This window comes from Haloarchaeobius amylolyticus (assembly GCF_042678045.1).
Taxonomy (GTDB): domain Archaea; phylum Halobacteriota; class Halobacteria; order Halobacteriales; family Natrialbaceae; genus Natrinema; species Natrinema amylolyticus_A.
The window spans coordinates 71,831-91,240 of sequence record NZ_JBHUDI010000001.1 but is presented as its reverse complement, the minus strand read 5'-3'; the positions used below and the strand labels follow the sequence as shown (position 1 = coordinate 91,240).

Genomic DNA, 19,410 nt, shown 5'->3' with positions numbered 1-19,410 from the left:
CTCCCCGCGGCTGTCATCGAACGCCGTCATACGACGGGATCGAGGGCCGTCACCCTAAGCTGATGTCGAGATAGAGCATCAAGATCACGCCAGCCATCACGCCGAGCGTGGCGATTCGCTCGTACCCTCGGGTGTGTGTTTCGGGAATGATCTCGTCGGAGATCACGAACAGCATCGCCCCTGCAGCGAAGCCCATCGCGTAGGGAAGTAATGGCTCGACGACGCTCACCGCCAGCGCACCGAGCACCGCCAGCGGAATCTCGACGATTCCCGACCGAATCCCAGCGAAGACAGCGTAGAAGCGCCGATCCAGTCCGGCGTTGATCGCCGCCACCGAGACGGCGAGGCCCTCCGGGATGTTCTGGATGCCGATCGCGAGCATGAGCGCGATCCCGTTCTCGACGTCACCGGAGCCGAATGCGACGCCCACGGCCAATCCCTCGGGCATGTTGTGGAGTGTGATCGCCAAGATGAATAGGACGACGGGAACCAGGCGCTCGTTATCCAGCGGCAGCGACGTGCTCGGATCGGCTTCGTCCGTCCGCCGTCGGCCGGTCAGGAGGTAGTGTGCGTGCGGAACGAGCACGTCGGCCCGATCGAGAAAGAGCGCGCCCAGTGCGACGCCCACGAGCGTCGGGATCGGGTCACCACCGGAATACTGCTCGATCCCGGGGATGATGAGACTCGTAAACGCCGCAGCGAGCATGACGCCGGCCGCGAATCCGAGCGCGCCGTCGAGCGCCCGCTTCGAGGGGTCCCGCCAGACGAGGACCAGCAACGCGCCGAACAGATTCAGCGTCGCGATGACGATCCCGCCGACGAGTCCCTGTATCACCGGGTTGCCGCCGGCGACCTGTACGAACAGATCGACGATCGACGTCATGTCATCGTCCCTCGAGTCGGGAGATCGTGTCGTCGCTCACCAAACCCCATTTCCTCGTGTATACTGACGACCAGTATATAAAGCCACCAGCAGGTGCGTCGACCGGTCACTCGAACCGGATCGAAAGACGCGCCGTGTATACCGTACTCGAGCGTGGACGCCGCGTCTAGAACGCGCGCTTGATCTTCTCGAAGAAGCCTTCCTTGACCTCGATCTCGTCGCCGCCGGCCTCCGCGAAGGCCTCGAGCGCCTCGCGCTGGTCCTCGTTCAAGTTCTCGGGGGTGACGACCTGCACCTGCACGTAGAGGTCGCCGTGACCGCGGCCGCGCAGGCGGGGCATGCCCTTGCCCTCCAGGCGGAACGTCTCGCCGCTCTGGGTTCCTTCGGGGATCTCGAACTCGACGGCACCGTCCAGCGTCGGCACGGAGACCGTATCGCCGAAGGTCGCCTGCGGGAACGAGATCGGCAGCCGATAGCGCAGGTCGTCGCCCTCGCGTTCGAACTCCTCGTGTTCGCGGATCGAGACGTCGATCAACAGGTCACCGTGGGGACCGCCCTCGGGACTGGGCGCGCCCTCGCCTTCCATCCGCAGCGTCTGGCCGCTCTGGATGCCCGGCGGGACCTCGACGGTCAGGGTCGCCTCACTGCGGACGTAGCCCTCGCCGCGACACTCATCACAGGTCTCGGAGTAGAGCGTCCCCTCGCCTTCACACCGGGGACAGGTCGTCGTCTGCTGGACGCGACCCAGCGGCGTCTGCTGGACCTGCGTCACCTGGCCGCGACCCTGACACTCCTGACAGGTCTCGGCGTCGGCCTCAGGTGGGTGGCCCGCCCCGTCACAGACCTCGCACTCTTCGGGCCGTTCGACCGTGAACTGCTTTTCGGCCCCGTGGTAGGCCTCCTCTAAGTCGATCTCGAGTTCGGTTCGCAGATCGCGTCCTTTGCGGGGGCGACGGCGACCGCGGCCGCCACCGCCGCCGAAAACCTGCTCGAAGAGGTCGCCGAGGCCGCCACCGCCCATTCCGCCGCCGCCCATGCCACCACCCATGCTGCCGAACGGGCCGCCACCCATGCCGCCGGCACCGCCAGCCTCGCTGGCGTCGAAGCCGTGTTTCTCGGCCTGTTCGTAGCGGTCGTGGCCCATCTGGTCGTAGGCCTGGCGCTTTTCCTCGTCGGTCAGGACTTGCTTCGCCTTCTGGATTTTCTTGAACTTCTCCTCGGCGTCAGGGTCGTCGCTGACGTCGGGATGGTACTCGGTGGCCTTCTTCCGATACGCCTGTTTGATCTCCTCGGCAGACGCGTCGGGGCTCACGCCGAGAACGTCGTAGAAGTCCTCGCTCATTCGTTGTTCCACCGATACTCGGTTGAGACACTTGAAACGAACGTTCCCACGAGCGCCTGTCTCTCAGGAAATAGGAGCCGATTTTCGAGTCCCCGTGAACGATGTCGGACGTACGACGTCGCCACACTCATACGGACCGCTGTCAGTCAGTGCCGGTGCAACCGCGACTGTCTTGCGGGTGCACCGGTCACTCGGTACAGGGGACCGGATCAGTCGTTTCGTGTGCCAGCAAGGCTCAGGAACTGATCAGGAGACCCGGGGACAAGCCAACTCGGGACGATCCGCGTGAGAGCCACCATCCCCGATAGTTCAACAAGTGTTTGGGTCACGACGACCGCCGGCGCGAGCGCGTATTCTGACGGCAACGCAAGCGCCAGGGGAAGGATCACCAGCGAGTTTCGCGTCACGGACGTGAACACGAGCGCCCGGCTCTCTCCCACGTCCATCTCGAGGAGGCCAGCCGCAAGTCGCCCGAGGAGCGGCATGATCACCAGAAAGGCGACGTAAATCGGGATGACAGCAGCGATCTGTCCGATAGAATCCTGAACGCGGGGGAGTTGAGACGCGATGACGACGAACAGCGTCACACCCATCATCGGCACTGGCAACCACCCCATCGCGTCCTGCCACGTCTTGCCGCGAGTGGACCGCTCTGCCCAATATTCGGTAGCCCACGCGAGCGTCAGCGGAAGCGCGATGATGACGACGAACGCTTCGATGAACGGCCCTGCTTCGATGAACCCGGCCACCTGCTGGCCCATAAACAGCCAGAGGTACAGAGGAAGCACCAGCAACTGGATGAGCATCAGCGCCGGCGTCGCGGCAGTGATCTGCTCGGCGTTCCCCCCGGCAAGTTCCGTGAACGTGATGACGTAGTCGATACACGGCGTCAGCAACACCATGAACACCCCCACACGGATCACCGACTCCTGTGGCAAGAACCGCGTGAGGCCGAACACGACGACCGGGACGAGCAGGAAATTCATCCCGAGGGCGGCCAGCATGAATCGTCTGTTACGGAACGCCCGCCGAATCCGGACGAACGGGATCTCGAGGAACGTCACGTACAACAACACCGCCAAAACGGGATTCACGAACAGTTCCAGACTCGAGCTCGCCCCCGGTTGACCGAGGCCGATCACGATTGCGAGAAGCACCGCGACGGCGTACACCCCGACTTGATTGTGTTGAATCCACCGTTTCGAGAGTCGTGTCATGATGTGAGTACGGTCGTCAGTGGAGTCGCCTCCCGAGGCGAGATCGCAGCCACGGACGATCACAACTGGCGTTCTGACGTCTCGAACGAGGTGCTGGCCAGCAAAAGCACTGTTGGGATTCCGGTCGGACAGACACGATCGCCATGGCTGGTGTGCGCTGACGGGCCACTCGTTGAGCGTGGCTTAGGCGGGAATCCGGTCGTGGATGGCTTCGGTGATAGCGTCCACATCGATTTCACCGCCGTGGTCGTCTTTGTCCCAGACGAGGTCGTCGTCGGCAGAGACTTTGAACACCCCACCGTGACCGGGCTGGAGTCGAACCCCGTCGAGATCCTGTCCGAACGCTTCGAGCAGCGTTTTCTGTGTCTCGATCGCGTCCTCGAGCAGCCCACACGGCACGCAGTATTCGATAGTGACTTCCGTCATTGCAATTCGACCGAGGGGCGCTCGAGACATAACGATCATGTACCTGCCAGGAAACGAAGTTTCGGTAGCGAAACCGGGATCGTATTTGAAGATGACGTCTCTTCAAGGAATGCCTTTCTGTCTGCCTACTCAACGTAGAATCATGGGCGAAACAGGAAAAATTCCGGAAAACGAGTGCCTGGCGGCATGGTGTGCAGGCGACGACTGGTGTGCAGTCACGTGTACGATGGACGTTATCGGAAAGAAGTGGCATCCGGTCATCGTCCATCGGCTGCTACACCATGGCCCACTGCGGTTCAACGATCTGAGCGACGAGATCGGTGCCATCACGAACAAGATGCTGTCACAGAGCCTCGAGGACTTAGAAGCGACGAACGTCGTTGACCGAGAGATCGTGAGCGAAAAGCCCGTTGCCGTCGAATACTCGCTCACTGAACGCGGCCAGTCATTGAAGCCGGTGATCGAATCGCTCGAGGAGTGGGGGAAAACGCACCTCCACCCTGCCGAGAGAGCAGGCGAACCGACCTGTTGAGGAAGTACTCACCGCTCGACAAGCACACGCGCTTGCCGAATCAAGCGGTTCAGTTCGCTGCTCGCATCGACTACCGAAGTCGTGGCCTACGTTTCTGGAGCCAAAAACAGCGAGTCACGGAACCGCCGGCGAGCCAGTGGGCGGTATCAGGAACTCCCCGGCGCGCCGCCGGACGAGTCGCGGTCGCGCCAAGAACTGATCGACGGGGGTTCGTCTTATTCGTCGTCTTCGTCCTCGTCGAAGCTGACGTCTTCGAAGTCAGCGTCGACGAACTCCTCGTCGTCATCGGCAGCGCCCGCACCGGCGTCGGGACCGGGGTTCGGGCCGCCGCCCATGCCGCCCATGCCTGCACCGCCAGCGCCTGCGCCTGCTGCGCCGCCGGCAGCGCCGCCAGCACCCGCGGCACCAGCTTCCTGGTAGATCTGCTTGCCGATCTCCTGGAGCTGCGTGCTCAGCTCTTCAGTCGCCGTTTCGATGGCCTCGGCATCGGCATCGTCGTCGTCGATCGTCTCCTCGAGATCCTCGATCGCGGCTTCGATGTCCGCACGGAGGTCGTCGTCGACCTGCTCGTCGTTCTCCTCGAGGAGCGTCTCGGCGCGCTGGATCGTGGCCTCAGCCGTGTTGCGGGCCTCGATGCGCTGGCGCTTTTGCTGGTCTTCTTCGGCGTGTTGCTCGGCCTCGCGCTGCATCTTCTCGATCTCCTCGTCGGAGAGGCCGGCACCGCCTTCGATGGTGATCTCCTCGGTGGTACCGCTGCCCTTGTCCTCGGCGGAGACGTTGACGATGCCGTTTTCGTCGATCGAGAAGGTGACTTCGATCTGCGGGGTGCCCGCGGGTGCCGGCGGGATGCCGGTCAGGTGGAACTCGCCGAGTAGTTCGTTCTCGGCGGCCAGTTCGCGCTCACCCTGGAAGACGCGGACCTGCACCGTCGTCTGGTTGTCCGCCGCGGTGGTGAAGATCTTCGACTCCTCGGTCGGAATCGTCGTGTTCTTCTCGATGAGCCGTTCGAAGAGGCCACCCTTGACCTCGATCCCCAGCGAGAGCGGCGTGACGTCGAGCAGGACGATGTCGTCGACCTCGCCACCGAGGACGCCACCCTGAATCGCCGCGCCCAGCGCGACGGCCTCGTCGGGGTTGACGTTCTTCTGGGGCTCCTTGCCGGTCAGTTCCTCGACCTTCTCGGAGACCTGTGGCATGCGGGTCGACCCACCGACGAGCAGGACTTCGTCGATGTCGTCTTTGCTGTAGCCGGCGTCCTCGAGCGCCTGCTCGGTCGGCTCGACGGTGCGGTCGATCAGGTCCTGGGTCAGCGACTCGAACTTGGCGCGAGTGAGCGATTCCTCGAGGTGGATCGGACCGTCGTCGGTCGCCGTAATGAAGGGCAGGTTGATCTCGGTTTCCTTGCGCGAGGAGAGTTCGATCTTGGCTTCCTCGGCGGCGTCTTTGAGCCGCTGGAGGGCCTGGCGGTCCTCGCGGAGATCGATGCCGTGTTCCTCCTCGAAGTTGTCGGCGAGCCAGTCGATGATGGCCTCGTCCCAGTCGTCGCCACCGAGGTCGTTGTCACCGTTGGTCGCGACGACCTCGTAGACGCCGCCACCGAGATCGAGAATGGAGACGTCGAAGGTGCCACCACCGAGGTCGTAGACGAGAACGGTCTGATCGGAGTCGTCGTCGAGCCCGTAGGCCATCGACGCGGCGGTCGGCTCGTTGATGATGCGCTCGACCTCGAAGCCGGCGATCTCGCCGGCGTCTTTGGTCGCCTGGCGCTGTCGGTCCGAGAAGTACGCGGGGACCGTGATGACGGCTTTCTCGACCTCGTCGCCCAGGTAGTCCTCGGCGTCCCGTTTGATCTTCTGGAGGATCTTCGCCGAGATTTCTTCGGGCGTGTACTCTTCGCCCTCGATCTCGACTGTATAGTCATCCTCGCCGATGTGGCGCTTGATCGAGGCGATCGTCTTTTCGGGGTTCTGGATCGCCTGATTCTTCGCCGGTTTGCCGACGAGCCGTTCGTCGTCGTCGGTAAACGCGACGACCGAAGGCGTCGTCCGCTCGCCTTCGGCGTTGACGATGATCTCCGGATCGCCACCTTCCATCACCGCGAACGCGCTGTTCGTCGTCCCAAGGTCGATTCCGAGAATCTTGTTGCTCGCCATCGTGGACGGCTATTGTGCGCACTTTGTTTTAAAGGTTACTAGGAGCGTGCGGGATGCGAATAAAACGGGATTGTAGCCCCTCACGCGCCAGATCTCTCCAGTTTAGCGACAGTAAAAACGAGTGTTTCGGACCGATCGTTCTGCGAACGATCGTGTGCCAGACAAGCGGAAAGGGAGATTACGAGTCGGCCACGTCGTCGTCGACTTCGCCGCCGAGTTCGATCGCCTCGTCGTCCTCGGCTGCAGTGTCCGCCGTATCGGCGTCTTCGGAGTGGTCGTCGTCAGTCGATGCGTCCGCATCGGCGTCGTTGCCATCATCGGCGTCACTGGCTGGCTCGTCGGTCCCGTTCTCTTCTCCCGCGAGCTCGCCGTTCGAGACGGTCACCTGCGCGTTCTGGATGACCTTCTCGCCCATCTCGTAGCCGGGTGTGTAGACGTCGGCGATGGTTCCTTCGGGCTGGGCGCTATCGATCTGCATCATGACCTCGTGGCGCTGTGGATCGGTCTCGGTACCGGGCTCGGGATCGATCTCGGAGACGTTTTCGTCCTCGAGGATGCGGTCGAACTCCCGCAGCGTCATCTCGACGCCCTGCTGGAGGCTCTCGGCGTCGCCGCTTTCCTCCTCGAGTGCACGTTTGAGGTTGTCGCGGACGCCGATGAGTCGCTCGACGAGGTCCTCGGTGGCGCGGTCTTTGATCTGCTGTTGGCGCTTTTTGGCCCGTTTCTTGTAGTTCTGGAAGTCCGCCTGCTTGCGCTTGAGCCGGCTTTTCAGATCTTCGATCTCGGCTTCGTACTCCTCGATCGTCGTTTCGGCCTCCTCGAGTTCGTCCTGGAGGTCGCCGATCGTCTCGGCCTGGGACTCGATACGTTCCGTGAGGTCCTCGAGTTCCTCGCGCTGGTGGGTCACGGTCCCGTTTAGCTCGCGGGCCTCGTCGACGATCGAGTTGACCTTGTGGGCGAGTTCGTCGTCGAACTCGGTGATGCGATCGAGCACACGCTGGATGTCCTCGCTCGTTTCTGGAGCGCCACCGGCTTCGTCTTCGTCGGGGGTTTCGGTCTCCGCGTTCGAGTCAGTACCCACAGCTGCGTTCGATTCCGAGTTGACCGATTCGGCTGCCGATTCCGAATCCTCGGTCGCCGTCTCGGGATCGACGTCGGCCGTCTCGCCGTCGTCGGATTGCTCCTCGGACGGGACACCCTGGGCTGACGCGTTCGTGCCCTCGTCTTCGCTCATATGGCAGTCAACGAACAGCGGTAATAAAAGGATTGAGGTACCCGGCTATCGCGCACTCTAGTAGCCACTGAATATCACTGCGCACCCCGATCGCACGACTGCTGTGCGATCGGTGTGTAAATCGTTTCAGTTGTTACTATTACTGCTATCCTTTAACAGCGAGAGAATCCCCCGCCAGTTACGGCGGACGAGGATGTCACATAGCCGGGCCTAAACGCCGTGTTGCTCTCGACACTCGTCACAGATCAGTGCGCTGAACCACTTCCGTCTCCCACACCCGTGACAGAGCCGATACCACTCGAATTCCAGATCTATCGGACGCCGTGTTCGTACTACCGATTCAGTAGCCGATGACGATCCGTCCGGCTCGACCCAGACGAACTCGGTCCCCGATGGTGTCTCTTTCCCCTTCCCCCGCATCGATACTCGTGTTATCACATACCATGCTTGTAACTACTGACCGCCTACCAACAGGAAATATCGTATTATTATGTTTTATTCGTGAGTGTATGGATTGATATTCTACAGCCGGTAAGCAGTACAATGCAGTCTGAAGCGAGTTCTACCGGACGGCGTCGGTATCAGTACCGCTTGGACAGACAGGCACCCTGAATACCAGCGACACGCCGGGTACGCGTCCACCGAACACCCGACCGTATATGTGTATCCTGCCCCGACTGTGTTCCGTGACGCGGGCTTCGACGGATGATACTACGGCGATCGAACTCCGCTACGAGGACGGCACGGTCCGGATCGACGGGTTCGAGGCGTCGTCTGTCCCGCCGTCGTCGCTACAGGCGACCGTGCCCGAGCTCGAAACGGATCCACGAACCGACGGTTGGCGGCTCCCGGCCGGTCGATACGCCGCCCTGCGGGCTGCGCTGGCCGGGACGAGCGCCCCGATCGACGATCGCGTCCTCGAGCTCGAGCCGATGCCATCCCTCGCGTCAGCGTACGAACTCCGCGACTATCAGCAGACGGCGCTCGAGGCGTGGCTCGAAACCGACCGCTGGGCCGACGGTCCGACCCCCGAGTCGGTCGGCCAGGCGCCCGCCGGCGTGCTCGAGCTGCCGACCGGGAGCGGCAAGACCGTCATCGCGCTGAAGGCGATCGAACGGCTCTCGACGCCGACGCTGGTCGTCGTGCCGACGATCGACCTGCTCGAGCAGTGGCAGCGCGAACTCGAGCGCGAGTTCGGGATTCCGGAATCGAACGCCGATTCGGGAGCTCGTCGGGCAACGGCGTCGTCGGACGGGGTGCCGATCGGCCGCTTTGGCGGCGGCGAGCAGCGACTGGAGCCGATCACCGTCTCGACGTACGATTCGGCGTACCTCAAGGCCGATTCGGTTGGGGACCGCTTTGGCTGTGTGATCTTCGACGAGGCGCACCACCTCGGCGGCGAGGGCTACCGCGAGATCGCACGACTGCTGGCCGCTCCCGCACGGCTGGGACTGACCGCGACCTTCGAGCGCCCCGACGGCGCACACGAGGTGATCGAGGAACTCGTCGGCCCTCTGGTTTACCGCGTCGACGTGGATTCGCTTGCCGGCGAGCACCTCGCCGACTACGACATCAAGCGACTCGAGGTTTCGCTCACTCCCGAGGAGCGCCAGGAATACGAGCGAAATCAGAACGTGTTCACGAGCTACCTCGCGAAATCGGGCATCGACATGCAGAGCGGGTCGGACTATCAGGAACTCGTCAAACGCTCCGGAAACGACCCCGAAGCCCGCGAAGCATTGCTTGCGCGCCAGCGCGCACGCGAGATCATGCTCGGTAGCGATGCCAAACTCGAGGCCCTCGCCGAGGTCCTCGACGAGCACCGAGACGAGCGAATTATCGTTTTTACGGCCCACAACGACCTCGCGTACAACGTTAGCGAACGGTTCCTGATCCCGACGATCACTCACCAGACCGGGGCCACAGAGCGCCGGGAAATCTTAGAGCGCTTTCGCGAGGGGACGTACACCCGAATCGCGACCTCGAACGTGTTAGACGAGGGGGTCGACGTGCCCGACGCGAACGTCGCGGTTGTCCTCTCGGGCAGCGGCAGCGAGCGGGAGTTTACCCAGCGACTCGGACGGATCCTGCGGCCGACGGCGAATGGCAACCGTGCGCTGCTCTACGAAGTGGTGAGCCAGGGGACCGGAGAAGAACGTGTCGCCGACAGGCGACGCTAACGTGGGGGTTTCTCGAGTAGACTCGTGACTTGATATAATAGCGTGTCATAGAACTATCCACAACATTTAATTCTAATCCAAATGAATTTGAACTATCTGTATGCGGGTATTCGGACTGACCTCTGGAAATCCGACCAGATACAGATGATGTTCGTAACCTCGTGCAAGATACAGGGTGTGTATCTGTCATCGACCGGTCCCCTTGCAGCCTTGCCGATTTTTCACTGGGTGAAAATATGACACTGTGTCACGTACAGATGTGTAGATATCCCATGGCCGAAGCCACACCGTTCAAGCACAAACAGGTGATCCAACAGTATCTTGAGGCGTTCAACCAACAAAACGTGGACGCGTTACCGGAAGTAGTGACTGAAGATGTCCTCGTTCAGGGGTTGATCGGTGCGGATGGAGATGTGAACGGTATCGAGGAGTACGGCGAATGGTGGACGGAGACGTTGTCTGGTTTCCCTGATGCCCACATCGAAGTAGACGATTACTTCGAGTCCGAGGACAGGGCTGCTGCACGCTGGACCTTCACCGGAACCCACGAAAACGACCTCTTTGGTCTTCCTGCGACGAACCGGTCCTTCAAGATTACAGGCCTGGCGCTCTTCCGGATGAAAGACGGGAAGATCGCCGAAAAGCGGTATCAACAGGACGATCTCGGCATGCTCCAACAACTTGGCTTCGTCGAGGAACACTAACACTCTCCCAAACGTTCTTACTCGTAGACTGGTCTCAGCGACAGATTCGTATCGAGATCATCAACACCCTACGGTAACTTTCGATGCCCCGTCGATGATGACTATACTCTCTGTACTGATCATTCGTCGGCTACCCGTACAGAGGATGTGAGTACTCTTCTGTAATACTAGTCGTAACCCTCCACGTTCCACTCGCCGCCGAGGGCGGCCCGTTCGCACGTCTGAAAGGACCCGCGCTGGAAGGTCGTCACGCGACCGGTCTCCTCGCTGAGCGTCACCGTCGCGACCACGTTCGGCCGCCGTGAGGTATCCAGCGCGCTCATGTGACGTGCCCCCATCCAGTCTTCGTACTCGACCGACTCGGCTGCGGCCGCGAGGTCGTCGGGGGTGAGGTCACGGAATCGGACCAGCTGTTTCTGGACGACGCCGTCGACGCTGACCACGACCGCACCGTCGCGAGTCATCGCCACCTCGCGAGCCGTCTCGAAGAAGCTGTCTAAATCTCGATTGATCTCCGGACAACGATCCGTCGGCCAGCGGTTGTGCCCCATCGGATCCGCGAAGTCGGCGACCGACGGACCGGTGACGACGGCGAGGTACAGGCCGGGACCGCTGACGTACTCCTCGTCCCAGCGGTCGAACGCGAGGCTGATCCCCTCGAGTGTGTAGACGAGCCGTCCGATCAGTTCCCGGACGCTGTCGTGGGTTTCGTACTCGATCCGAAGGTCCAAATCATCCATACCGAGCCGTTGGACCGGAACCGTCGTAATCCCGGCGACTGCACAGCGGCCGTGTGGCCAGTCGCGAGACGCCGCCGTCCGGGCCACTTTTGCCGTCGCCGCCCCGACTCGAAACCGATGCTGACGAAGGACCTGCTGCGCGTTTCGCGGGCTGGTGGGGGGTACCACCCGCAGTTCGCCGGTCGCGAGCATCGCCCACTCGCCGCCCGCGTCATCGGCACCTACCAGGGTCACGTCGGCGAGCCGCGAGCGGCGCTGGAGGATGCACTCACGGGACTCGAGCGCGGGACGCCACGCGTCCCTGATGACTCGAGCGGGCGATCGCGAGAGCGCGAGGCCGACGATTTCAAACTCGTCCGCGGGCTCGCCGCGCTGGTCGACCGAGAGGCGACCTTCGAGACCGACGCAGCGATCGAGCCCGAACGCGCCCGTCGGGCCGCCTTCGAGGCCGCTGAAGCGGTCGATGTCGTCACCGAAGACGAGCGTGCGATGGCGCTCATCCGGGCGAGCGAATCGCTCGACGTGTCGGCGGACGATCTCGAGACGGCGCTGTACGCCGATCTCGAGGAGCGACAGGTCCTGACTGCGGTCGAGCCCCGCTGGGACCCTGACGGACTGCTCGCCCAGTACAACCTTTCGGTAGCGCAGACGGCGCTGTTCGACGCGACCGAGCTGCGGGTACGCTCGAGCGACCCGAAGGCGCTGATTTCGGCGATCAAGCGCCTGCGATTGATGTACGAGATCCGCCGGCTCGACGGTGATTCGGCGGCCGAAGCGCCGGGGCTCTCCGAGCGCGAGGTCATCGTCACCGGCCCGACTCACCTCTTTCGTGCGACGCGGCGGTACGGCACCCGGTTTGCGCGACTCTTACGGACCGTCGCGAAAGCCGACGCGTGGCACCTCGAGGCGACGATCGACGACCGGGGGACCGAACGCACGCTCGCCCTCTCCCACGAGGACCCGATCCGGGTGCCCGACGCCGAGCCGGTCGCCGAGGTCAGCTTCGACAGCGGCGTCGAAGCCGAGTTCGCCGCCCGCTTTTCGAACCTCGATCTCGACTGGAACCTCGTCCGCGAACCCGAACCGCTCGCGACGGGAACGCGGGTGATGATTCCCGATTTCGCCTTCGAGTACGCCCACGACGACTTCCGCGTCTACTTCGAGATCATGGGCTTTTGGACGCCCGAGTACGTCCAGAAAAAACTCTCTCAGCTCACCGATCTCGAGGACGTCGCCATGCTGGTCGCCGTCGACGACTCGCTGGGCGTCGGCGAGGAGATCGCTGCCCGCGACCATCGGGCGATCCCCTACTCGGGGACGGTGCGGGTCAAAGACGTCGCGGACGTCCTCCGGGAGCACGAGCGACAGCTCGTCGCCGACCACGCGGCACGGCTTCCCGACACGCTGCGGCCCGACGACGACGTCGTCACGCTGGACGCCCTGGCCGAGCGCCACGGTGTGAGCGCGGACGCGCTCGCGGACACGGCCACGCCCGACCACGAACGGGTCGGCCGGACGCTGGTTCGGCCCGCCGTCCTCGAGTCGATCGCCGACGATCTCGAGGCCGGGATGGCGCTCGAAGACGCCGAGGCGGTGCTCGAGGAATACGAACTCGCCGACGCGAGCGCGGTCCTCTCACGGCTCGACTACCGCGTCGAGTGGGAAGGGCTGGCTGGCGGGACGATCGTCGAACGGTAGCGGACGACGCAGTGTGGCAGCCGTCATCGACGTGATCGATGTGGATCCAACGTGCTTTGTGCGTAGCCTTAAGGCCGTAATTCCCCTCCATCTGAACGAGTCCACCTGTGTCCAATCAGTCAACCACCGGGTCAGTGTCCATCCTACTCGTCGAAGACAACCCTGGTGACGTTCGCCTGATCCAGGAAGCGTTCAGAACGGCCGGATTCGAGCCGGCGTTTCACACGGTCGTCGACGGGGACGCGGCACTCGAGTTCCTTCGGGAGGGAGTCGGCTCCCCGTCCGGCCCCAGCGTCGATCTGGTACTACTCGATCTGAACCTTCCCAGAACGGACGGCTTCGAAGTCCTCGAAGCCATCAAAGACGAACCGGAGTTGACCTCCCTGCCGGTCATCGTACTGACGAGTTCGGAAGCGCCTGAAGACATCGTCAAGAGTTACGAGCTGTGTGCGAACGCGTATCTCACGAAACCGAGCAATCCGGACGAGTTCGCCGAACTCGGGCAGGCCGTCGAAGCCTTCTGGATCGACGAGGCGGTGCTGCCGTCCATTTTTCCGTGAGGTCTCGGCGAAGAAAGGGGGTTCGCGGCTGCTCAGTTCCGCTCGGTCTCGCTCCACTCGCAGTCCTGACACTTCCAGCCGGTGACGAGTTCGGTCACGGACGGCATATAGGTCACCGTCAGGACGGAGCCGCCACACGCCGGACACTCACGGTCGGCCTCTTCGATCGAGTCGACTTCCATCACGGAGTCGCCTTCGACGAGTTCAGCGAGTTTGTTTGCTGTCACCATGCGCCCTTCGACGACGCGATTTTCGCTCACACGCGGAGTGTCGGACTGGACGCTCAAAGCGTTTCCTCCCTCTCGAGAAGGGTCGATCCGAGCCGGGCCGAAATCGGGGCCGAGGTCCGGTCCGCCGAACCGACGCGGCCGGCCAGGAAGACAGCCCCCCATCCGGAGTTCGCACCGAGGTGACGCTGTGCGGCCATCGACCAACCACCACCTACCGCATGCTGTACGGTGATCCGAGACGATATCAGTGTATCCCACACAGCGTGTGCACGGCGTGCACACCGTCGAATGCCCACGAATCCCACGCTACTGGTCGCGTTCGAACGCGCTCGCACGTCGCTGGAACGCGTCGAATCGATCGATCGCCCACTCTCGGACACGGTCGTCGGCCGACTCCAACAGTGCCGCCGGGACGCCGCGTTCGTCGTGGACACCGATCTGGACGGTGTCGTCGACGATACCGAGATACCACTCGATCTCGTCGGTCACGACCGAGACGGAGACGCTGTCGTCGGCGGCGATGGGTGCGAACACGTCCGCGATCGGTGACGACGTTCGTAGCGTCTCGGCGACCGATGTCGTCACGACCAGCTCGAAGGTCGCCCCCGCGTCGATCGCTTGCTGTGTCGTCTCGAGCGGCTTCGCTCCGGCCGCCGGCAACAGCAGCCGGGCGTGCGTCGCGTCGGCGAGACTGGCCGCGTGACGATCGACCGGCGCGTAGGGGTTCGCCGTCGTCGACTCGACGACGGTCGCGTCGGCCAGCCGGTCGATATCGAACGTGAACTCCTCGGCTGAAATCCGTTTGAGAACCGGCTCGAGACGGTTCGCCGAACTGACCCGCTCGAGCGCCGCCGACAGGCCACGCGTCACGAGCGCACCGGCCGACGTGAGCTCGTACTGTCGCCCTCGTTCACGGATCAACCCGCGGTCGGCCAATCCCCGCAGGCTTCGTTGCAGCGTCGTCCGCACGACCTCGACCTCGGCGGCGAGCGATTCTCTGGATGCGACACCTTCCTCGGCGAGTGTTTCGAGGATCAACACGCGACTCGGGGATCGGGCCACGAACTCGAGTGTCCCGATCGCCTCTCCCCGTCGATCGACCATCACACATTGGCTCTCCTGGCGAATCCACTTTATCGCTCTGGCCCCGCCAGTCGACGACAGCGAGGCAGGAACGGCCCCGATGTACGATCGGCCTGTGTCTGCGGGCACAATCATATAGATGCGCGTCGCCGACTACTGCTGTATGGAGACGCGATGGGCGACTGTCGACGGCGTCACTCTCGAGCTACCGGTCGACTGTACCACCTGCGAACTTCGAGAGGCCCTGTACAAGCCGAACGACGCCGTCCTGATTGCGGTGACTGGCGATCTCGTTTCGATCGTCCACGACGAGGAGCGGCCGCTCTCGGAGTTGATCGCCGGCTGTGCACAGACGTACTATTTCCACCGGCCGGCCGAACCGGCGCGGAACGACCTGGTTTCGACACTGGACCTCGAGACGGCCATAGAGGAGTCGGATGGTGAAGAGTCGGACGCGGAGACGACGTTCCAGCGTCCCGAGATCGACCACTGATCCGAGTCGACCGACAGTCGCATACGGACACCTGTCAGTTGGTTCCGGTGCGCCCGCAAGACGGGTCGCGCGCGCCGGCACATCGGAACAGCAGACCGTTTCAGTCCGTCACGACCGCGACCCGATCGTCCACGCGGAGGGACTCGCCGCGGTCGCGATCGGGGACGCGCGTAAGGATCATCAGCGAGTAGAAGTGATTGAACGCGTCGGCGTCCGCCCAGTCGGGAAGCGTCGCTTCGCGACGGCGAACGAACTGCTCCCGAAAGTCCGGCGTCGGCTCGCCGGTATCGGGATCGCGCTGGGGGACGACACACCGGGCACACGGTTTCACTCCCTCGAACCGGACGCCACCGATCTCGAACGCCGGCGCGTCCGCGCCGACGAACTGATCCTCCCAGAACGGCTCGACGCCGCCGACCTCGACGTTCGCCCGGAGCCGCCGGCGCACACCGTCGACAGTCGTCTCGTCGAACCAGTCGGCGACGGTCCGCAGCGTCGCCGTACTGACCACCGACGGACCCATCTCGCGTCGGTCGACGAACCCCAGCGACCGATCCCGCTCGAGCGACAGCTCTTCGTCGAAGAACTCGCCGAACCAGGCCGCGGCAGCCTCGGGGTCGGCCTCGAGATCGAACCGCCGGTGCTCCCCGTCGGGCGTCGTGACCGTGAGTTCGGTCGTCGACGGATCGAAGTCGGTCTCGAGATCGTGCACGCGGGCGGTTCGTTTCCCGTTGATCACCTCGCCGTCGGCGTCGAACAGTGCGAACTCCCGGTCGTAGGCGATGGTGCCGCCCTCGAGGACGGGTGCCGCCTCGAGATCGATACCATCCAGTCCTTTCACCGGATACGCCCTGAGCCGCTCGAGTCGTGCCATTGATCGATCGTATCGGGCCGATGGAGCATTACAGTAGCGACTGGCTCGAGGGCGTGCGCTCGCGCGGTCGCCGCGCAGTCGGCCGTGTCACGCCGAGAACGGCGCCCACGGCGTCGTTCGGCCATCCAGTCGCCGAGCGCTCGCGAGCGAAGCCCTACCGGTCCGGCTCCAGAGAAAAGGCAGCAAACAGTGACGGTCGGAGATCGGTATCCGATCAGTCGATCGTCACGGTGGTGTCTCCGGACTCGTCGAACGACACCTGGATCTGATGGTCTGCGTACGTAAACTGGATAGAGCCGGCGCGGCGTATCCCGGACTCGGTCGTCGCGAAGATCGCCGCGAGTGCGTCGGGATCGACCTCGTCGAACAGCGGCGGTAGCTCTACCGGTTCGGTTCCCTCGAGCGCTGCGACCCCGGAGACGATTCGTTCGTGCACCTCGTCAGTGTCGACTGCGAGTGTTGGCTCCATTGCCACCTATCGCCACATCACACCATTAGTAGCTTTCGGAAGTTTTACAATTAACAATTATTATATATAGCCACTCACGTTCGAATACGGGCCGTAGGAGGGATGAAAGCGGATTCGAGGCCTCATCGACTGCCACACTCACACGATAGGAGACACAGCGCGATCCCAAGATAATTGTGCAGTTTTGTGTGTAACAAACACAATAGGTGACGTGACCGCCGGCGGCACGTTGGCGCGACGCTCGAGGGACGACGAAAAAGGAAAGATCGACTCGGTCCGAGTGTATCGAGCGACCCGGATCGGCGACGGGGCGGTCCTATCGAACGGATAGGTCGTCGCTCCCCGAGGGTTCCGTAAACTCGAGTTCGACTTCGAGTTCGCGGTCGCGTTGCTCGGAGAACTCGATCTCGACCTCGACGGGATCGGCGGCGTCGAAGGGGATCTCCCACTCCGCCGCGGAGATGGTAAACGACGAGCCCGCCTCGAGCTGGTCTGCGAGGTCGCGAAGGAACGTCGCCGTCTCCGCTCGCGAGAGATACACCTCCCGTTCGAAGAACCCGCTCGTGATCGTTCGTCGATCGTCAGTTCGGTCGTCGGGAAAGTTGACCCGGTCGCTCATAGGTACTCGTCCCACGACGACGAGGATAAAGCCCAGTTCACCGCAGTCGATACGTCCAGTGGCGTGCGAATCGGCGAAACGCTTCTGCATCCGGGCGTCGAACCGGCTGTCGTGACCCTCATCGACGCGCTGGGGAACGGAACGCGCCTGACCATTCTCAGGGAACTCTCGGAGGGGCCGATGTACGTCTCCGAACTCGTGGAGACGGTCGGTATGGACGGAAAAACAGCTGTGCACCACCTTTCGACGCTCGAGGAAGCTGGACTGGTCGACCATTACCGGCGCGGGAACCGCAAGTACTACGAGCTCGCCCGGCGGATCGAGTTGCGAATCGCGCCGCCGCCCGAACGGACGTTCGTGCTGCAGGCCGACGATCCCGAGGGTGACCCGCCGGGCCACCAGTAGCCGATCACGGCTCGGTTGCGGCGCGGCCCGTGTATAGATTTCCAACGAACGTCTCTCCTCGGCCTGTTAGCTATATGCCACTGCTTCACATACGGGTTTCGCATACGCATGTCCGACACCGAGACTCCCATCACCTTTCGACGGCAGTCGCTCGGCCGATTATCCGGCCGGTCACGTCGATGGATTCTCGTCGCAGTCCTGGTCGCAGCCCTCGTCCTCGCGATCCCGGTTACGCCGGCAATCGCACAGGACGACGAGGCCGGCGATGAGGGTGGTCTCGAAGGACTGATCGAAGGGGTCGTCGAGTCACAGGGACTCTTCGGTGCGATACTCGCGCTCGTACTGGGAGGGGTCTTGCTGACGGTCTGTGTCGAAAAATTGATCGACTACCTCACGCGTGCGGCGTTCGGCTTGAAACTCTCGTTGTTCGCGCTCGCGATCGTCTTTACCGGGATCGAGTTCGACGACACGATCCTGGCGCTCGTCCTCTCCGCCGGCGACCTCGAGGGAGCGGCCCTCGGGACAGCCCTCGGGACGGGGCTGGCGATCATCGGCGTGACGCTCGCACTCGCGGCGATCATCAGGCCGTTTCCGGTCGACGTTCCGTCGGACTACGTCGTCCTCTTCGCGCTGGCACCGCTGCTGTTGGTTCCGTTCGTCCTCGTCGGGACGCTGACGGTCGTCCACGGCGTCGTGCTCCTCGGTGCGTTCGTGCTGGTGTTCGGCTACATCATCGTCCGGGAGTACCAACGCGACACGCCGGTCTTCCGCAACTCCGAACTCGGGGCGGAGATCCAACCGGACGGCGGCGTTGCCTTACCGAGCACTGTCGACGAGATCCCCGAAGACCGCTTCGTCGCCGGTCGGTCCACAGTGGGCTGGGTGTGGCTCCTCCTGTCGGTCATCGCGCTGGCGGGCATCGTACTCGCGTCGATGGTCCTCGAGGCGGGGTCGGAGGTCGTCATCGACGGGTTCGGACTCGAGGAGACCGTCTTCGGGGCGACGATCCTGACGGTGATCCTCACCTTCGAGGACGTCATGCTGACGATCGAGCCGGTTCGTCGGGGCGTCCCCGAAATCGGCGTCGGGAACGTCATCGGGAGCGTCCTCTTCTCGGTGACCGGCAACGTCGGCGTTATCATGCTCGTCAGCGACCTCGAGATCTCGACCGCCGTGCTGACGTTTCACCTCCCGTCGGTGATCGTCGTGACCGCTCTCGCTGCGTACTTCCTCTCGACGGGCCGACTCGAGCGGCGACACGGCTACCTCCTCGGCGGGCTCTACGTCGGCTACTGGCTGGTCGCGATCCTCGTGTTCGGTGGCGTTCCAATCGGGGGATAAGACGGTCTGCCGTCACGAGCCCCGGCCGGCTATCTTTGAACAGCGAGAGAATCCCGGCGTTTACGCCGGGCGTGAATCGCGTCACTCGACTACACAATCCACAGTCGATGGCAAACTGGAGATGCAACGTGAATCCACACCTCTAAGTTGGATTATTTACATAGGCTATGTATGGCGATCCAGGTCACTCGCACCTCTGTTGGTTCCATTCAGAACCAGCGACAGGT

At 63.0% G+C, this 19,410-nt stretch carries 21 protein-coding genes; 8 read left to right on the top strand and 13 right to left on the bottom strand.

Annotation, left to right across the window (positions count from 1 at the left end; translation table 11 throughout):
• Positions 1-49 precede the first annotated feature (49 nt).
• The 4 genes from ACFR99_RS00430 to ACFR99_RS00415 form a co-directional block, all read right to left on the bottom strand.
• Positions 50-883, bottom strand: coding sequence for a ZIP family metal transporter (locus ACFR99_RS00430; RefSeq protein WP_390283211.1), 834 nt, complete (start codon positions 881-883; stop codon positions 50-52).
• Positions 884-1,049: 166 nt separating this feature from the next.
• On the bottom strand, positions 1,050-2,225 hold the full coding sequence (dnaJ, locus tag ACFR99_RS00425; protein ID WP_390283210.1) for a molecular chaperone DnaJ: 1,176 nt from the start codon (positions 2,223-2,225) through the stop codon (positions 1,050-1,052).
• Between the two features lie 209 nt (positions 2,226-2,434).
• Complete coding sequence (locus ACFR99_RS00420) at positions 2,435-3,442, bottom strand: arsenic resistance protein (RefSeq protein ID WP_390283208.1); 1,008 nt, start codon at positions 3,440-3,442, stop codon at positions 2,435-2,437.
• A 183-nt stretch (positions 3,443-3,625) separates the two neighbouring features.
• Positions 3,626-3,868 carry a SelT/SelW/SelH family protein gene (locus ACFR99_RS00415; RefSeq protein WP_390283207.1) on the bottom strand — a complete coding sequence of 81 codons (243 nt, stop codon included), beginning with the start codon at positions 3,866-3,868 and terminating at the stop codon, positions 3,626-3,628.
• Between the two features lie 142 nt (positions 3,869-4,010).
• Here ACFR99_RS00415 and ACFR99_RS00410 point away from each other — a divergent pair, with 142 nt between their 5' ends.
• Entirely contained in the window at positions 4,011-4,400 is a 390-nt protein-coding gene (locus tag ACFR99_RS00410) for a winged helix-turn-helix transcriptional regulator (RefSeq protein ID WP_390283205.1), read from the top strand.
• Positions 4,401-4,615: 215 nt separating this feature from the next.
• On the opposite strand, the gene dnaK is transcribed toward ACFR99_RS00410, so the two are convergent.
• Together dnaK and ACFR99_RS00400 are read right to left on the bottom strand one after the other, a co-directional pair.
• Positions 4,616-6,553, bottom strand: a complete 1,938-nt coding sequence (gene dnaK, locus ACFR99_RS00405) for a molecular chaperone DnaK (RefSeq protein ID WP_390283203.1) — start codon at positions 6,551-6,553, stop codon at positions 4,616-4,618.
• Positions 6,554-6,731: 178 nt separating this feature from the next.
• Entirely contained in the window at positions 6,732-7,787 is a 1,056-nt protein-coding gene (locus ACFR99_RS00400; protein WP_390283201.1) for a nucleotide exchange factor GrpE, read from the bottom strand.
• Between the two features lie 659 nt (positions 7,788-8,446).
• Between ACFR99_RS00400 and ACFR99_RS00395 the strand changes: the two genes are divergently transcribed.
• Both ACFR99_RS00395 and ACFR99_RS00390 read left to right on the top strand, forming a co-directional pair.
• On the top strand, positions 8,447-9,967 hold the full coding sequence (locus tag ACFR99_RS00395; RefSeq protein WP_390283199.1) for a DEAD/DEAH box helicase family protein: 1,521 nt from the start codon (positions 8,447-8,449) through the stop codon (positions 9,965-9,967).
• 272 nt (positions 9,968-10,239) lie between these two features.
• Positions 10,240-10,671 (top strand): ester cyclase, encoded by a 432-nt coding sequence (locus ACFR99_RS00390; RefSeq protein WP_390283197.1) that lies wholly within the window; start codon positions 10,240-10,242, stop codon positions 10,669-10,671.
• A gap of 167 nt (positions 10,672-10,838) precedes the next feature.
• Here ACFR99_RS00390 and ACFR99_RS00385 read toward each other — a convergent pair whose 3' ends face one another.
• The gene (locus ACFR99_RS00385) at positions 10,839-11,411 is read right to left on the bottom strand and encodes a hypothetical protein (protein ID WP_390283195.1); all 573 of its coding nucleotides are present in this window, start codon (positions 11,409-11,411) and stop codon (positions 10,839-10,841) included.
• 117 nt (positions 11,412-11,528) lie between these two features.
• On the opposite strand from ACFR99_RS00385, the gene ACFR99_RS00380 reads away from it, so the two are divergent.
• Together ACFR99_RS00380 and ACFR99_RS00375 are read left to right on the top strand one after the other, a co-directional pair.
• Entirely contained in the window at positions 11,529-13,109 is a 1,581-nt protein-coding gene (locus ACFR99_RS00380; protein ID WP_390283193.1) for a DUF790 family protein, read from the top strand.
• Between the two features lie 107 nt (positions 13,110-13,216).
• Positions 13,217-13,669, top strand: coding sequence for a response regulator (locus ACFR99_RS00375; RefSeq protein WP_390283191.1), 453 nt, complete (start codon positions 13,217-13,219; stop codon positions 13,667-13,669).
• Positions 13,670-13,701: 32 nt separating this feature from the next.
• On the opposite strand, the gene ACFR99_RS00370 is transcribed toward ACFR99_RS00375, so the two are convergent.
• The 3 genes from ACFR99_RS00370 to ACFR99_RS00360 all read right to left on the bottom strand — a co-directional run bounded on the left by ACFR99_RS00370 (position 13,702) and on the right by ACFR99_RS00360 (position 15,003).
• A complete protein-coding gene (locus ACFR99_RS00370; protein WP_390283189.1) occupies positions 13,702-13,929 on the bottom strand; it encodes a DUF5795 family protein in 228 nt (75 codons plus the stop codon).
• Positions 13,930-13,952: 23 nt separating this feature from the next.
• A complete protein-coding gene (locus tag ACFR99_RS00365) occupies positions 13,953-14,096 on the bottom strand; it encodes a hypothetical protein (protein WP_390283187.1) in 144 nt (47 codons plus the stop codon).
• A 109-nt stretch (positions 14,097-14,205) separates the two neighbouring features.
• Complete coding sequence (locus ACFR99_RS00360; protein WP_390283186.1) at positions 14,206-15,003, bottom strand: helix-turn-helix transcriptional regulator; 798 nt, start codon at positions 15,001-15,003, stop codon at positions 14,206-14,208.
• A gap of 142 nt (positions 15,004-15,145) precedes the next feature.
• On the opposite strand from ACFR99_RS00360, the gene ACFR99_RS00355 reads away from it, so the two are divergent.
• Complete coding sequence (locus tag ACFR99_RS00355; RefSeq protein WP_390283184.1) at positions 15,146-15,475, top strand: hypothetical protein; 330 nt, start codon at positions 15,146-15,148, stop codon at positions 15,473-15,475.
• 100 nt (positions 15,476-15,575) lie between these two features.
• On the opposite strand, the gene ACFR99_RS00350 is transcribed toward ACFR99_RS00355, so the two are convergent.
• From ACFR99_RS00350 to ACFR99_RS00340, 3 genes are all read right to left on the bottom strand, one after another.
• Positions 15,576-16,349 (bottom strand): MOSC domain-containing protein, encoded by a 774-nt coding sequence (locus tag ACFR99_RS00350; RefSeq protein ID WP_390283182.1) that lies wholly within the window; start codon positions 16,347-16,349, stop codon positions 15,576-15,578.
• Between the two features lie 214 nt (positions 16,350-16,563).
• Positions 16,564-16,818, bottom strand: coding sequence for a HalOD1 output domain-containing protein (locus tag ACFR99_RS00345; RefSeq protein WP_390283180.1), 255 nt, complete (start codon positions 16,816-16,818; stop codon positions 16,564-16,566).
• A gap of 316 nt (positions 16,819-17,134) precedes the next feature.
• Complete coding sequence (locus tag ACFR99_RS00340; protein WP_390283178.1) at positions 17,135-17,437, bottom strand: amphi-Trp domain-containing protein; 303 nt, start codon at positions 17,435-17,437, stop codon at positions 17,135-17,137.
• A gap of 111 nt (positions 17,438-17,548) precedes the next feature.
• Here ACFR99_RS00340 and ACFR99_RS00335 point away from each other — a divergent pair, with 111 nt between their 5' ends.
• Both ACFR99_RS00335 and ACFR99_RS00330 read left to right on the top strand, forming a co-directional pair.
• A complete protein-coding gene (locus ACFR99_RS00335) occupies positions 17,549-17,842 on the top strand; it encodes an ArsR/SmtB family transcription factor (protein WP_390284138.1) in 294 nt (97 codons plus the stop codon).
• 108 nt (positions 17,843-17,950) lie between these two features.
• Positions 17,951-19,183: a sodium:calcium antiporter gene (locus tag ACFR99_RS00330; protein WP_390283176.1), complete on the top strand. Its 1,233-nt coding sequence runs from the start codon at positions 17,951-17,953 to the stop codon at positions 19,181-19,183.
• The last annotated feature ends 227 nt before the right edge of the window (positions 19,184-19,410 follow it).